Origin of the sequence: Streptomyces sp. NPDC004629 (genome assembly GCF_042873595.1) — a bacterium.
Classification (GTDB): Bacteria; Actinomycetota; Actinomycetes; order Streptomycetales; family Streptomycetaceae; genus Streptomyces.
Map to the genome: position 1 here is coordinate 34,771 of NZ_JBIALO010000031.1, position 14,353 is coordinate 49,123.

At 75.4% G+C, this 14,353-nt stretch carries 12 protein-coding genes; 8 read left to right on the top strand and 4 right to left on the bottom strand.

The features are described 5' to 3' along the window. Positions 1–219 precede the first annotated feature (219 nt). Entirely contained in the window at positions 220–1,395 is a 1,176-nt protein-coding gene (locus tag ACFYTE_RS34200; RefSeq protein WP_388719029.1) for a hypothetical protein, read from the bottom strand. Continuing rightward, positions 1,349–2,386, bottom strand: a complete 1,038-nt coding sequence (locus ACFYTE_RS34205; protein WP_388719031.1) for a phosphatase PAP2 family protein — start codon at positions 2,384–2,386, stop codon at positions 1,349–1,351. The genes ACFYTE_RS34200 and ACFYTE_RS34205 overlap by 47 nt, the downstream gene beginning before the upstream one ends. 216 nt (positions 2,387–2,602) lie before the next feature. Here ACFYTE_RS34205 and ACFYTE_RS34210 point away from each other — a divergent pair, with 216 nt between their 5' ends. Next, positions 2,603–3,199 (top strand): histidine phosphatase family protein, encoded by a 597-nt coding sequence (locus ACFYTE_RS34210; RefSeq protein WP_388719032.1) that lies wholly within the window; start codon positions 2,603–2,605, stop codon positions 3,197–3,199. 6 nt (positions 3,200–3,205) lie between these two features. On the opposite strand, the gene ACFYTE_RS34215 is transcribed toward ACFYTE_RS34210, so the two are convergent. After that, the gene (locus tag ACFYTE_RS34215) at positions 3,206–4,651 is read right to left on the bottom strand and encodes a hypothetical protein (protein ID WP_388719034.1); all 1,446 of its coding nucleotides are present in this window, start codon (positions 4,649–4,651) and stop codon (positions 3,206–3,208) included. A gap of 254 nt (positions 4,652–4,905) precedes the next feature. Here ACFYTE_RS34215 and ACFYTE_RS34220 point away from each other — a divergent pair, with 254 nt between their 5' ends. Then, positions 4,906–5,292, top strand: coding sequence for a hypothetical protein (locus tag ACFYTE_RS34220; RefSeq protein ID WP_388719036.1), 387 nt, complete (start codon positions 4,906–4,908; stop codon positions 5,290–5,292). Between the two features lie 370 nt (positions 5,293–5,662). Beyond that, positions 5,663–6,532 carry a spermidine synthase gene (locus ACFYTE_RS34225; protein ID WP_388719037.1) on the top strand — a complete coding sequence of 290 codons (870 nt, stop codon included), beginning with the start codon at positions 5,663–5,665 and terminating at the stop codon, positions 6,530–6,532. 295 nt (positions 6,533–6,827) lie between these two features. On the opposite strand, the gene ACFYTE_RS34230 is transcribed toward ACFYTE_RS34225, so the two are convergent. Continuing rightward, positions 6,828–7,358, bottom strand: a complete 531-nt coding sequence (locus tag ACFYTE_RS34230) for a hypothetical protein (protein WP_388719039.1) — start codon at positions 7,356–7,358, stop codon at positions 6,828–6,830. Positions 7,359–7,457: 99 nt separating this feature from the next. Between ACFYTE_RS34230 and ACFYTE_RS34235 the strand changes: the two genes are divergently transcribed. The 5 genes from ACFYTE_RS34235 (at position 7,458) to ACFYTE_RS34255 (ending at position 14,343) form a co-directional block, all read left to right on the top strand. Then, on the top strand, positions 7,458–8,162 hold the full coding sequence (locus tag ACFYTE_RS34235) for a response regulator transcription factor (protein WP_388719041.1): 705 nt from the start codon (positions 7,458–7,460) through the stop codon (positions 8,160–8,162). Further along, positions 8,159–9,532: a sensor histidine kinase gene (locus tag ACFYTE_RS34240; RefSeq protein ID WP_388719043.1), complete on the top strand. Its 1,374-nt coding sequence runs from the start codon at positions 8,159–8,161 to the stop codon at positions 9,530–9,532. Before ACFYTE_RS34235 ends, ACFYTE_RS34240 begins: the two co-directional genes overlap by 4 nt. Positions 9,533–9,718: 186 nt before the next feature. Further along, the gene (locus ACFYTE_RS34245; RefSeq protein WP_388719045.1) at positions 9,719–11,179 is read left to right on the top strand and encodes a cellulose binding domain-containing protein; all 1,461 of its coding nucleotides are present in this window, start codon (positions 9,719–9,721) and stop codon (positions 11,177–11,179) included. Between the two features lie 189 nt (positions 11,180–11,368). Beyond that, positions 11,369–12,208: a hypothetical protein gene (locus ACFYTE_RS34250; protein ID WP_388719047.1), complete on the top strand. Its 840-nt coding sequence runs from the start codon at positions 11,369–11,371 to the stop codon at positions 12,206–12,208. Further along, on the top strand, positions 12,208–14,343 hold the full coding sequence (locus ACFYTE_RS34255) for a bifunctional serine/threonine-protein kinase/ABC transporter substrate-binding protein (RefSeq protein WP_388719049.1): 2,136 nt from the start codon (positions 12,208–12,210) through the stop codon (positions 14,341–14,343). Before ACFYTE_RS34250 ends, ACFYTE_RS34255 begins: the two co-directional genes overlap by 1 nt. Positions 14,344–14,353 lie beyond the last annotated feature (10 nt).

Here is a 14,353-nt window from a genome sequence, read left to right on the forward strand (position 1 = left end):
CCCCCCCCCGCCCCGGGGGGGGGGGCGCCCCCACGGGCCCCCCCCCCCCCCCCCCCCCCGCCCGGGGCCCCCGCGGGGCCGCGGGGGGGCCCCGGGCCCCGCGGGGGTGGTCCGGGGCACAAACCCCCGGGGGGGGGGGGGGGGTGGGGGGCGCCCCCGGGGGGGGGGGGGGCGGCCCCCGCCCCCCCGCCACGGCCTCCAGCCGGCCGAGGGTGGCGATCAGCGACAAGGGGCCACCTCCCGGCCGGCCCGCGCTCCGGGAAGCGCCGACTCGCCCGGTGCAGCCGCGTGCAGCGCCTCCGCGCGCAGGGCCGCCGCCCGGCGCAGCGCGGCGACCGCCGCGTCGTCCGGGTCGCCGCTCGCGCCGCGGGCCGCCGACAGCACGTCCTCGACCGTGGTCAGACCGCCCAGCTCGGCGCGCAGCGGACGGCCGAGTGCGGTGACCGCGCCGGCCGCGCGGGAGCGTGCGCGGCAGTGGAAGGCGAGTTCGCAGGCGGCCAGGCACTCGGGTGCGTACGTCGCCGGCACCGAGTCGACCGCGGCCGTCAGCTCGGTGGCGGGCCGGTCGGGGGCGAAGCAGGTGCCCTCGGGCAGGGCGTCGGCGATGTCCTGGATGCGGGTGAGCCGGGCCAGCTGGCGGGCGGTGACGGCGCGCTGCTTGCGGACGTCGACGGCGGAGGCGGCGGGCAGGTTGGAGAAGTCCTTGGGGCAGACCAGGAGGATCCGGTGGCGCACCCGCGGGGCCGCATCGAGGCGGGCGGCGACCTCCTCCAGGGCCAGCACGTACACCGCGGCCTGCCGGGCGGCGGCACCCACCTTCGCCGGGTCCGCCGCACCGTCCAGCATCGGGAAGGACTTGATCTCCACGACGGACCAGCTGCCGTCCGGGTGCACGACCACGGCGTCCGGTTCCAGGAACGTGGGGGAGCCCGCGACGTCGAGGGCCAGCATCGGATGGTCGAGCAGCGTCCAGGTGCCGGGGGCGGTGGTGGCCTCGCGCAGCGCCAGCGCCGTACGGGCCGTGCGCCCCTCGGGGCCGATCGCGGCCAGGTCGGGGACGGCGGCCTCCCGTGGCGGCTCGGCGGCCGGGTCGAGCGTGGTGTGCACGAGCCGCAGCAGTTCCGCGCCGGCGTCGGCCTTCACCCGCGCCTCGAAGGCGTTGCCGCGGGTCAGGGCGAACTGGGACTGGCCGAAGACGGCCGGTGCGCCCAGCGCCTCGGCCAGCGCGGTCTTGTCGATTCCGGCACTGTCCAGGATCGCCCGCCTGCGGCAACCCGGGTTCGCGGCGAGCGCGGCGAGGGCGCGCGCGTCCAGCGCCTTGGCCGGGACGTCGGGGCCGCCGCGCAGTTCAGCGAGTCTTCCCCAGACTTTCGACTTCGCCGGAGTGGGGGACACTCCAGTCCGGGGTGGCGTCTCCCGCGTCCCTGGGGGAGTTGTCCGGCCCGGCTCCGGACCCGAGCCGATCCTCGCGCTGCCGTGGAAATCGTTCACCCGTCGAAGTCTGGCATCCGCCACCGACAATCGGGGAACCAGTGCCACCGGAGCGTCCCGTGCCGGCGGGGGCGGCCGGGGCGAGCCTGGCCCGCAGCGCGTTCCCGGCCTGTGCGACGGGCGGTGCGAGACGGGCCCGCGCCGCGGCGACGGCCCGCGTCACATACGGCGCGAGCAGCAGCCCGGCGCCCATCACGACGGCGCCCGCGACCGCGTCCAGCAGATAGTGGTTGGCGGTGCCCATGACCACGATCGTGGTCAGCAGCGGGTAGGCGACGCCGAGGACCTTGGTGAGGCGGGTGCCGCCGTACCGCCACAGCATCACCCCGCACCACAGTGACCAGCCGACGTGCAGGCTCGGCATGGCCGCGTACTGGTTCGTCATGCTGCCCAGCCCGCGCGGGGCGCTGGCCTGGCCGCCCCACCAGCCGTACGAGCTGTACTGGGCCATCGTGTCGACGAAGCCGTGTTCCGGCGAGAGCAGCCGTGGTGGGCAGGTGGGCAGCAGGGTGAAGCCGATCAGGCCGATGAACGTGGACGTCATCAGCCAGGTGCGGGCCGCGCGGTAGTGCGTGTCCCGGAACCGGAAGACCCAGATCAGGATGACCGGCGTGACCAGGTAGTGCAGGGACGCGTACCAGAAGTCGGCGGGCACGCCGAGCCACGCCTCGCGCGTGAACAGCCGGTTGAGCGGGTGCTCGGCGTTGATGTACAGGAACTTCTCGATGCGCAGGATCGCCAGCCCGTGATCGACGGCGGTCGAGACATCCCCCCGGGCGAGCAGCCGGCCGGCCGAGTAGCAGCCATACACCAGCAGGATCAGCGGAAGTTCGGTCCACCACCGCAGCCGGAACCGCGAGAGCACCCTGGTGCCCGGTGTCTCGGTCTGCGGCATCCGATCGCCCTCCCCCTCTTCCCGCGCGGCGCCCCGCGGGCCGACCGTGCCACTTTACGGTGTACGTGGTCCGCCCGTGCCTGGGGCGTTCCAGCCCTCAAAGACGCCGAGATCGCCCGCCGGGTTGCCCCTGCCGGGCGTGCGCGATGATGGACGGGTTCCGCTTCCGTTCTCGCTCGTTTCCCGCTCCGTCGCCCGTCCCGAAAGGTCCCCGTCATGGCACCGCGCATCCTGTTGGCCCGGCACGGACAGACACAGTGGTCGCTGTCCGGCCAGCACACCGGCAGGACCGACGTGCCGCTCCTGGAGGAGGGGCGCCGGGGCGCCAAGCTGCTCGGCGAACGGCTGCACCGGGCGCCCTTGGACGGCCTGCCCGGGGCCGAGGTGCGCACCAGCCCGCTGGCACGCGCGCGTGAGACCTGTGAACTCGCCGGGTTCGGCGAGCGGGCCGACACCTGGGACGCGCTCCTGGAGTGGGACTACGGCGCCTACGAGGGCATGACCCCCGCCGAGATCCAGGCCGTCCGTCCGGGCTGGCTCATCTGGCGCGACGGCGTCCCCGAGGGGGAGAGCCCGGCCGAGGTGACGGCCCGCGCGGACCAGGTGGTGGCCTGGGCCCGGTCGGCGGACCGCGACATCCTGGTCTTCGCCCACGGGCACATCCTGCGCTCCATAGGGGCGCGGTGGCTGGGCCTGCCCCTGGACTTCGCCGCACGCATCCGCCTCAACCCCACGTCGCTGTCGGTCCTCGGCTGGGCGTACGGCGAACCGGCGATCGAAAGCTGGAACGACCAGGGGCACCTCGCCGAGTGAGCGGAGTCACACACCGCGCGGCAGTGAGGCGTGCCGCTCCAGGAACTCGGAGACCCCGAAGGCCCCGCGGTGCGGCAGCAGTACGCGTGCCGTCCCGGCCAGCATCGTCTGGATACGGGACGACTGGACCTGGTCCAGCAGCTCCAGGACCCGCAGCCCGGCCTGCGCGGCCTCGTCGGGGAGGCCCCCGCGCGCGAGGTCGTCGGCCAGTTCCGCCGTGTACAGGGCGATGTTCCGGGTGAAGTGCGGGTCCTGGAGCCGGGCCGCGCGGCGCGCGTGCCGGGCCGCGCGGGGCCAGTCGCCCAGCGTCGACCAGCACTGGGCCTCAAGCCCTTCCAGTTCGGCCTCTCCGTAGAACGTCATCCACTCGGGGTCGCCGTCCGAGGGGCCCCGCGCGAAGAGGGCGTGTGCGCGGGCCAGCGCCTGTTCGCAGCCGATGCGGTCGGCGAGCCCGGCCCAGCCGCCCGCCTCGCGGAGCGCGAGCAGCGACATCAGGCGCGCGGAGCCGAGCGGGCGCCCCACCCGCTGTGCGGCCTGCGCCGCCCGCACCGCCTCCCGCGGCCGTCCGGCGTCCCGTGCGAGGAACGCCGTGTTGCAGAAGGCGTGCGCCTCCAGGGCCGGGTCCCCGGTCACCCGGGCGGTCGCCAGCGCCTCCGCGTAGTGCGAGCGCGCGTCGTCGAAGCGGCCGGAGTCGTGCGCCAGCCAGCCCACCGAGATGGCGAGTTCACCGGCGCCCGAGTGCAGCCGGTCGGCGGTGGCCTGCCGGGTCGCACCGGCGTCCAGCAGCGCGTACGCGGCGCGCAGAGGGGCCGCCGCGCGCCGGTAGAGGCCGTCCGCGCCGTGCCGGTCGTCCAGCAGCCGGATCCGGCGGACGGCCTCTTCGAGAGCGGCCGCCTCCGCCGATCCGGCGCGCCGCGGCGGCCGGTCCGCGGGCGTGGCCGCGGCGTCGATGGTGAGGCCGAAGGGCCCCAGGGCGGCGGCCACCGTGGCGCCCCCGCCGGTCATGAATGCGCGACGCAGCACGTCGCTCTCCTCGTGGTTCTCGTGCGTCTCGTACGGGTCCTGCGTGTCATACCGTTCGACGGCCGCCCCCGTGGCACCCGCGGTGGGCACCGGGTCGGTGCCGCGCGAGGGTGCTGCGTCCCCGGCCGGGCGTGCCCCGCGTCCGCGGACGGACGACCGGGGCGCGAAGCCGAGGTCGGCGAGCGTGCGGCCGGGGAACATGTGCAGGAACACCCGTTCGTACGCGTAGTTCGGGCAGCGGATCTCACCCGCCTCCACCCGGCCGACATAGCGCGCGTCACAGCTCACCCGCTCGCCGATCTCGCGAGCGGCCCGCCGTACCAGCGCCGCGAACTCGGCGGGTGAACGCCGGCCACGCAGTCGCCGGAAGGCGAGGTTCGGCCGCGGTGGGCGGTCGGGCTGTGACGAGGTCACCGTTGACGACGTCATGGCCGGGGGTCCTCTCGTGCGAACCGTCGAACCATGCCGGATCCGAGGTGAGTTGTGCGTGTGGCATCCTGTTCCGGCGAGCAAGAACGTACCGGTTGTGACGGTCCCGCCACGCAGTGTTTGGCCACAAATCGGATATCTGCCCCGTGATCTGCCATGAACTGCCATCCTTTGCGGCGGACTTGCGCGTAGCTGTTGACGCTCTGCCGCGTTGAATCGGGTGGACAGCAGGAGGCTGCGTGGTGGAGGCCGGGATGGAGACCAGCCGGAGCAACGATCCTTGTACCTCGTCGCAGGCGGCGTGCGACCTCGTGACGGTGCCGACCCGGCAGGGGTTGGAAGCCGTCGACATCCTTCGGCGGGGGGCCGGGGACGGCGTGGGCCCCGTGCTGCACGACGACGGGGGCGGCACCCTCGGCTTCCTCGTGCCGCCGGGCACGGCCGCCGCCTGGGACGTCCCGGGCAGCACGTGCACCGAGACCGACGGGCGCGGCCTGAGCCTGAATCCCGAGCCCCCGGTGGAGGGCTCGGACTGGCTCGTACCGCCCGGCGAGGCCGACCCCGCCACGGACCCGACGGTGCTGCGCCGCGCCCTCGGAGAGGCGGCCCGCCTGATCAAGGCGGCGGACAGCTGCCGCTGAACACCCCGCCGGCAGGGCCTGTTTGCGCGGACGCCCGACCGTGCGGCGGCCTCCGCGGGCGGCCTTCGGCCCGACGCCGATCGCCGCGCGGCGGCCTTCGCGGGCCGGCCTTCGGCCCGACCCCGGTCCGCTGGGACCGGCCGCCGGCCGTCGGCGGCACCGCGGCCGGGCGCGGCGCTGCCATCGCCTCTCCAGGCGCCGCGTCGTCCGGGCGGGCCGTCCGTACCGGGCCGCCGAACGCCGGCACCTGCCCGTCGCGGTGCGCGCACCCGTAGTGAGGGTGCGCGCACCGGACGTCACCCGTGCGCGGCTTCCGCGGACGTTCCTCCCGTGGTCGGTGGGCGGGTGTGACGGCTGCGAGAATGAGGGCGTGGGCAGGGCAAGGAATTCCCGGCGCGGGCCGGCGGCCGTCGACGCCGTCGCCGAGAGCGTCGACGGCGGGCTGGCGCAGCTGATACCCGACCCGGACCGCGGACGGGCCTGGACGCTGCTGATCGACGGTGCCCCGCAGTCGCACGTCGACCTGGACGATCCCGCCCACCTCTCCTTCGAGTACCAGCGCCGGCTCGGACACGTCGTCGACCTGGCGGGCCCGCCCGGAAAGCCGCTGCGCGCCGTGCACCTCGGCGGCGGCGCCTGCACCCTCGCCCGGTATGTCGCCGCCACCCGCCCCCGCTCCACCCAGCAGGTGGTCGAACGCGACGCACGCCTTGTCGAACTCGTGCGCAGACGGCTGCCGTTGGACCCGGCCGCCCGGATCCGCGTGCGCTCGACGGACGCGCGCACCGGCCTCGCCAAGGTCCCGGACGGCTGGGCCGACCTGATCGTCACCGACGTGTTCAGCGGTGCCCGTACCCCCGCCCACCTCACCTCGACCGAATTCCTCGACGAGGTCCGCCGCGCGCTCGGCCCCACCGGTGTCTACGCCGCCAACCTCGCCGACGGCCCGCCGCTCGCCCATCTGCGCGGCCAGATCGCCACCGCCGCCGCCCGGTTCGCCGAGGTCGCGCTGGTCGCCGACCCGGCGGTGCTGCGCGGCAAGCGGTTCGGCAACGCGGTCCTGGTCGCCGCCGACCGCCCGCTGCCGGTCGCCGAACTGACCCGCAGGACCGCCTCCGACCCGCACCCCGGCCGGGTCGAACACGGCAAGCCGCTCACCGACTTCACCGGCGGCGCCACCCCCGTGACGGACGCGGCGGCGACGGCCTCCCCACCCCCGCCCCCCTCCGTCTTCCGCTGACCCCCTCCCGCACCCGCCCCCACCCCACGCCCCGCACCGGTCGACCTCGCCCGGCCCCGTCTCCGCCTCCCCGCAGCCCGCACGCGGGCCGACTCGGCGCCTCCGCGCCCGGTGCACACGCCGGCCCCCGCACCTGCATCCCTACGGCCCCGTCGCCCGGCACGGCGCAGAGCACGGCGGGCACCCACCGACCGGCGCGGCGGCGCGCATGGGCCGACTCGGTGGCGGGGCGGCTCGGCGGTCCTGGGTCTGCGAGCCCGTCAACCACCATGCTCGTCGGCCGAGTTGACGCGGCTCAGTAGGTGCCGATCTCCACGCGTGGCGGTCCGTCGTGCCATGTGCAGAACACCGAGACCCGGTCCGCACCGCGGGTGAACTCCACCCGGATCCAGCTCTCCGTCTTCCACACCTGCATCGACCACCCCGTGCCCGGGGTCGCCGAGACCAGGGACGCGCTGGTCTCCCCGAGGTCGAACACCGCACGCCCGCCGTCGGTGTCGTAGCCCCTGACCCGGCCGGAGGCGGTGGGAGACGGCGACGGCGCGGGACTGCTCGGCGCGCTACGGGCGGGCGCCGGCCTGCGCCGTGCGGACGGTGTGTCCGACGGCTGCCGAGCGGGGGCCCGCGACGCGGACGGCGGCCGTGCGGTCGCCGACACCAGCGGCTTCGCGCCCTGCGTGGTCGCGTCGGCCGCCGTGATGGGCAGGGCGCGGGGCGGGTCGTACGCCGTCCCCGCCATGACCGTGTGCACACCCCACCACGACAGCGTGACCGCCGCGCCCGTGGCGAGCGACCACGCCAGTACGTGTACGAATCCTCTGCGCATCGCCGGCCATACTGCCCCACGCGCCCCACGGACCGCACCCGGCGGGAGTTGTCCACAGGCACCCGGACGGTGTGGGCCGCATGGCGTACGGTGCGGCGCATGGCAAGTGTGCTCGTGGTCGAGGACGACCAGTTCGTACGCTCAGCGCTCATCCGGCACCTGACCGACGCCTCGCACACCGTGCGCAGCGTCGGCACGGCACTGGAGGCGCTGCGCGAGGTCGCCCATTTCCGCTTCGACGTGGTCATCCTCGACCTCGGACTGCCCGATCTGGACGGGTCCGAGGCCCTGAAGATGCTGCGCGGCATCACCGACGTACCCGTCATCATCGCCACCGCCCGGGACGACGAGGCGGAAATCGTCCGGCTGTTGAACGCGGGGGCGGACGACTATCTGACCAAGCCGTTCTCGGTCGACCACCTGTCCGCGCGCATCGCCGCCGTCCTGCGCCGGGCCCGCGCGTCCGCCGCCGACGCCGCGCCGCCCTCCGTGCTGCGCGTCGGCGGTCTGAGCGTCGATCCGCTGCGCCGCCAGGCCGAGTTGGACGGCGTACGGCTCGACCTGACCCGCCGCGAGTTCGACCTGCTCGCCTTCCTGGCCGCCCGGCCGGGCGTCGTCGTACCCCGCAGGGAACTGCTCGCCGAGGTCTGGCAGCAGTCGTACGGCGACGACCAGACCATCGACGTCCATCTGTCCTGGCTGCGCCGGAAGTTGGGGGAGACGGCCGCCCGGCCGCGCTATCTGCACACCCTGCGGGGCGTCGGCGTGAAGCTGGAGCCGCCCGGAGGGGAGTCCGCGCCATGAGGTGGGCCCTGGTCAAGGTGTGCCTCGCGGTCACCACGATGGTCGTGGTCGCCTTCGCCGTGCCGCTCGGACTGGTCATCAAGGAGATGGCCCGCGACCGCGCCTTCTCCAACGCGGAGCGCGAGGCCGCCGCCCTCGCCCCGGCGCTGTCCATCACCACCGACCGGGACAAGCTGGAGCGGGTGGTGGCCTCCGCGGGCTCCGACTCCGGGATGGCCGTGCACATACCGGCCGTGGACGACACCGCCGCCGTCGACATCGGCCGGCAGCGCGCCGCCGACCGGGACATCGGCACCGTGCGCAGACTCGGCCGCGCCTCCACCTCGGAGGTGCCGGGCGGTTCGACGCTGCTCCAGCCGGTCGCGCTCAGCTCCGGCGCCATCGCGGTCGTGGAGGTGTTCGTCCCCGACTCCGACGTCGGCAAGGGCGTCGGCACCGCCTGGGGCGTCCTCGCCGCGGTCGGCGTCGCCCTGGTCCTCGGCTCGGTCGCGGTCGCCGACCGGCTCGGCGTGCGGATGGTGCAGCCGGCGCAGCGGCTGGTCGAGGGCGCGCACAAGCTGGGCGAGGGCAAGCTGGGGGCGCGGGTGCACGAGGACGGGCCGAACGAACTGCGGCTGGCCGCGGTCGCGTTCAACTCCATGGCCGACCAGGTCGTCCAGCTCCTCGCCAACGAGCGGGAGCTGGCCGCGGACCTGTCCCACCGGCTGCGCACGCCCCTGACCGTGCTGCGGCTGAACGCGGCCTCGCTCGGCGACGGGCCCGCCGCCGACCAGACCCGGGCCGCCGTCGAACAGTTGGAGCGCGAGGTCGACACCATCATCCGCACCGCGCGGGACGCCAAGCCGCAGACGGCCGCGGCCGGGCCGGGAGCGGGCTGTGACGCGGCCGAGGTCGTCCGGGAGCGCATGGCGTTCTGGTCCGCGCTCGCCGAGGACGAGGGCCGCAAGTGGCGGGTGGCCGGGGTGGAGCGCCCGGTGCGCATCCCGGTGGCCCGCGCCGACCTGGCCGCCGCGCTCGATGCGCTGCTCGGCAACGTCTTCCGGCACACCGCCGAGGGCACGGCCTTCGCGGTCGACGTGCACAACGGCGAGGACGCGGTGATCGTGCTCGTGTCCGACGCGGGCCCCGGCATACCCGACCCGGAGGCGGCGATGGCCCGCGGCCGGGGCTCCGGCAGCGACGGCTCGACCGGACTGGGCCTGGACATCGTGCGCAGACTCGCCGAGTCCACCGGAGGGGACGTGCGGATCGGCTCGTCGGTGCTGGGCGGCACCGAGGTGCGCGTCTGGATCCAGCTGGCCGGGCGGGAGCCGGTGCGCCGAGGACACCGCGGCGCGGTCCGCCGCCGCAGACGCCCGGCCCTGAGATGACCCCGTGCCGCACGTTCCCGCACGCGTCCACCCTGCTTCTGGTCTCGACCTTTAACCGTCCCCGATCCCTTCCTTAAGCGCACCCTAAGAACCGCAACGCCCGCCCGGATCAATCGCTTTGCCCGATTCCGGATCGCTAGCGTGCTGCCGCACCCACCCCCGTGAACAGCGAAGGCAGGCACGCGCATGAGCACGCACCGGCGCAGGATCAGAGGCAGGCACAAGGCGTTGGGCGGTCTCATGGCGGCCGCCGCGGTCGCCGGCGGCGCCGTCCTGCTCACCGGCACCGCGCAGGCGGCCGGCGTCGGCGCCGCGTACACGAGGACCAGCGACTGGTCGACGGGGTACACCGCGCAGTACGTCGTCACGAACAACAGCGGCGGGCCGCAGCGGGACTGGACGCTGGAGTTCGACCTGCCGGCCGGCACAAAGCTCGGCTCCCTGTGGAACGGCGAGTCGAGCGTGAACGGCCGGCACATCACGGTGAAGCCGCCCAAGTGGCAGACCGAGGGCCTGGCGGCCGGCGCATCGCTGACCGTCGGCTTCGTGGTCAACGGCACCGCCGATCCCACCGGTTGCCTGGTCGGCGGCGTGCGGTGCTCGGCGGACGACGCGGCGACGCCCGAGCCGAGCGGCCGCCCGAGCGACGCACCCACCCCGACCGCGACACCGTCAGCCCCGGACCCGGACCCGGCGACCCCGACCCCCACGGGCAGCCCGTCCCCGTCCGGAAGCGCCGGCACCGGCACGGCCGCCGGCGCGGGCTTCGCCCCGTACGTCGACACCTCCCTGTACCCGGCCTTCGACCTGCTGGCGAGCGCCGCGGCGACCGGCGTGAAGCACTACAACCTCGCCTTCGTCACCGACGGCGGCGGCTGCACCCCCAAGTGGGGCGGCGTGACGGACCTGTCCGGCGACGGCGTCGCCGGACAGATCGGCGCGCTGCGCGCCGAGGGCGGCGACGTCCGGGTCTCCTTCGGCGGCGCCTCCGGCTCCGAACTGGCCACGACCTGCTCCTCGGCCGACGCGCTGGCGGCGGCGTACGGCAAGGTGGTGGACGCGTACGGGCTCACGAAGGTCGACTTCGACGTGGAGGGCGGGGCACTGCCCGACACCGCGGCCAACACCCGGCGCGCCCAGGCCATCGCCCGGCTCCAGGCCCGCCACCCCGACCTGGACGTCTCCTTCACGCTGCCCGTGATGCCCGAGGGCCTTACCCAGGACGGCGTGAACCTGCTGGCCGACGCCAGGTCCAACGGCGTGCGGATCGACACCGTCAACATCATGGCGATGGACTACGGCGCCGCGTACAGCGGTGACATGGGCGACTACGCCGAGCAGGCGGCGACCGCGACACAGGCGCAGATCAAGAGCGTGCTCGGCCTCTCGGACGGCGCGGCGTGGCAGGCGGTCGCGGTCACCCCGATGATCGGCGTCAACGACGTGTCCTCCGAGGTCTTCAAGGTCGACGACGCCACTCAGCTCGTCGACTTCGCCACGTCCAAGGGCCTCGGCCGGCTGTCCATGTGGTCAGCGACCCGCGACAAGCAGTGCGCGGGCGGCAGCAGGCCCACCGCCGACGCCACGTGCAGCTCGATCGTGCAGGACCCGTTCGCCTTCGCCAAGGCGTTCGCCGCCTACCGCTGACCCGACACCCTTGTGGACCGCCCGACCCGGAGCCGTGATCCAAGGCCATTCCGGGACACGGGGGCGGCGCCCCGGCCGGCCTCCCCCCACCCGGCCGGGGCGCCGGTGTGTCCGCGGTTGTGATCGGATCGTGCTGACAGCCGGTGAAGTCAACGGGGATAATGGGGCGTTGTGTGGTGGGGGAGATCCTTGAGAAGCGGCGCCGCCGCTCTTGTGTGCGGGCTGCTGCTGGCCGGGTGCACGGATTCCGGCGAGCCGTCGGCGACCGGCCGGCCGTCGGCGTCCCGAGCGGCCAAGGGCGGCGCGGCGCCGAGCGGTTCCGCGACGACATCCGCCGAGGGCCCGACGCAGCAGGCCGATCCGGCGAAGCTGCCGGCGACCGCCGGGGCCGCGCGGACGCTGATCCGCTCGGTGATCGCCGACGAGGGGACCGTCGGCGACGGGGCCCGGCGCAGCACGCCGTACGAGAGCGACCCGGGCACCTGGGCCGTGCTGGGCGAGGACTGCACCTGGCGCCGCCAGGCACTGCGCGGCGACGTCCTGGCCAACCTGCGGCGGAACTTCGAGGTGCCGGGGGCCGACGGCGCGGCCGGACTGCGGCTGTCGGCGGAGGTCACCGTGCACCGCACGACGCTCGACGCCGCCTGGGACCAGGCCCGGATGCAGGAGGAGGCCATCCAGTGCCCGGAGCAGACCCTGCGCGCCGGTGAGCGGCTGACCGGCCTGACCTCGTCCGCGTACGCCTGGGGCGAGGGCGGCAACACCTACAGTGACGACTCCCTGATCGAGAGCGGCCGGTGCGTCGGCGAGACGCACGGCGGCCCCCACCCGTACTGGTGGATCCAGGCCACCTTCGGGCCGGTCGTCGTCAGCGCGTCCCTGTGCGGCGGCACGGAGCGGGCGCGGGACGCGTCCGTGGACCTGGTCCAGGCGTACTTCACGCAGATGCTGCGGAACGTGAAGGACGCGATCGCCCGGCCGGCCGGCGCGCCCGCGCCCACCGCGTCCGGCGCCCAGGGGGGCGAGTGATGGAGCGACTGCTGCCCTCCGACCCCTCCCGACTGGGCGACCACCGGCTGCTCGGACGGCTCGGCTCCGGCGGCATGGGCGTGGTGTACCTGGCGCGCACGGGCGACGGTGACCTCGCCGCCGTCAAGGTGATCAAGGCCGAGTACGCCGACGACCCCGAGTTCCGGGAGCGGTTCCGGCGCGAGACGGCCGCGGCCGGGCAGGCCCGCAGCCCCTGGGTGGTGCGGGTGACCGGCGCCGACCCCGAGGCCCCGGCGCCGTGGCTGGCGACCGCGTTCGTCCCCGGTCCCTCGCTCGCCGAGGCCGTCGCGGAGTGCGGACCGCTGCCGGTGCCGGCGGTGCGGGTGCTCGGACACGTGCTGGCGCGGGCGCTCGAAGCCGTCCACGGCGCGGGCCTGGTACACCGGGACGTCAAACCGGGCAACGTGCTGCTCGCCCTCGACGGCCCCCGTCTGATCGACTTCGGCATCGCCCGGTCCACCGCCCCCGGGGCGACCGCGCTCACCTCGGACGGCGTGGTCGTCGGCACGCCCGGCTTCCTCTCCCCGGAGCAGGCACAGGCCCGGCCGACGGGCCCGGCGAGCGACGTGTTCTCGCTGGGCTGCGTCCTCGCATACGCGGCGACCGGACGCCTCCCGTTCGGCACCGGCGCGGCCGACGCCCTGCTGTACCGCACCGTGCACGACCGGCCCGACCTGGACGGAGTCGAGGACGACGGGCTGCGCGCGCTGCTGGCGCGCTGTCTGGCGAAGGAGCCCGCCGAGCGGCCCACGGTGGCCGAGGTCGCCGCCGGCCTCGCCGAGGACGTCCCCGCCGACCCGGCCGACTGGCTGCCCGAACCGGTCGTCCGCGTGATCGCCGACCGGTCCGCCCGGCTGCTGGCACTGCCCGAGGTGGAACCCACCGAGGCGGACACCGCGCAGCGCGGCGGCACCTCCCGGCGGCGGCTGCTGTCCCTGGCGGCGGGCGGCGCCGTGCTGGTCGCGGCCGGCGGCGGCACCGCGCTGTGGGCGGCGCTGCGCGACGGCGGCGAGCGGCCGCGCACACCGGCCGGCCGGCGGTGGACGATCGGCGTCCAGGCCGATCTGAGCGGGCCGCAGCAGACCGCGGGCCGGGCCCAGGAGCGGGCGGTGCGCCTGGCCGTCGACGCCTTCAACTCCCGCGCCGGCAAACCCTTCACGCTCACCGTCGAGTCCGTGGACGACCGGGGGAGCACGGCCGGCGCTCGGGCGGCGGCCCGCCGGCTGACCGGCGACCGCGATGTGCTCGCCGTGCTCGGCCCCACCGGCTTCACCTCCGCCGCGGCCTGTCTGGCGGCGTACGAGAACGCCGGGCTGCCCCTGCTGACGGTGTCCGAGCTGTGCCTGTCCGCACCGGACTCCGCCCAGGTCCTCGACCCCCGCGTCTACTTCCGCTGCACCCCGGCCAACATGGTCGGCGGCTACCTCACCGACGCCGCGCTGGCCGGTCTGGGCGCCGCGCGGCCCGGCGTGCTCATGGACCGTGCGGGCAGACTGACCGGCCGGGAACCCGTCCAGCTGGCGTACCGCGTGGCCGCCGGGTTCAAGCTCGACCCGTACGTCCGGATCGTGCCCGCCGCCGCGCCGGACCCGGCCGCGGTCGTCTCCGACATGCTCGCCCACGACATCGACGGCCTCTACTACACCGGCACCGCCGAACGGGCCGCGCTGGTGGCGCGGGCCCTGGCCGAACGCGGCTTCGACGGGCCGCGGTTCCTCGACACCCCCGCCGCCACGGACGCCTTCACCGCCGGCGCGGGCGAGGCCGCCGACGGCTGGCAGGCCCTCACCTCGTTCGCCGCCCCGGACGCCCCCGCGGTGCGGACCTTCGCCGCCGCGTACCGCGAGCGCTACGGCGCCGCCCCCGGCATCTGGGCCGTCGAGGCCTACGACGTCGCCCGCCTCGTCATCGACCGGCTCACCGCCGTCGAGCGGAGCAAGGGGCGGCGGCCGAGCCGGAACGAACTCGCCGCGGCCCTGCGCGCGGCCGACTACAAGGGGGCGGCGGCCACGTACGCCTTCGAGAAGGACGGCACGTTCAAGGGCGGCCGGCTCAGCCATCTGCGGGTGTCCGGCGGACGCTGGCGGTACGTCGGCCCGGTGCCGCTCACCTGAGGCGGGCGCG

Coding starts and splice junctions, on each gene's coding strand:
- ACFYTE_RS34230 (WP_388719039.1), bottom strand. CDS start 7,358: ATGCGCAGAGGATTCGTACACGTACTGGCGTGGTCGCTCGCCACGGGC.
- ACFYTE_RS34205 (WP_388719031.1), bottom strand. CDS start 2,386: ATGCCGCAGACCGAGACACCGGGCACCAGGGTGCTCTCGCGGTTCCGG.
- ACFYTE_RS34220 (WP_388719036.1), top strand. CDS start 4,906: ATGGAGACCAGCCGGAGCAACGATCCTTGTACCTCGTCGCAGGCGGCG.
- ACFYTE_RS34215 (WP_388719034.1), bottom strand. CDS start 4,651: ATGACGTCGTCAACGGTGACCTCGTCACAGCCCGACCGCCCACCGCGG.
- ACFYTE_RS34245 (WP_388719045.1), top strand. CDS start 9,719: ATGAGCACGCACCGGCGCAGGATCAGAGGCAGGCACAAGGCGTTGGGC.
- ACFYTE_RS34210 (WP_388719032.1), top strand. CDS start 2,603: ATGGCACCGCGCATCCTGTTGGCCCGGCACGGACAGACACAGTGGTCG.
- ACFYTE_RS34255 (WP_388719049.1), top strand. CDS start 12,208: ATGGAGCGACTGCTGCCCTCCGACCCCTCCCGACTGGGCGACCACCGG.
- ACFYTE_RS34240 (WP_388719043.1), top strand. CDS start 8,159: ATGAGGTGGGCCCTGGTCAAGGTGTGCCTCGCGGTCACCACGATGGTC.
- ACFYTE_RS34235 (WP_388719041.1), top strand. CDS start 7,458: ATGGCAAGTGTGCTCGTGGTCGAGGACGACCAGTTCGTACGCTCAGCG.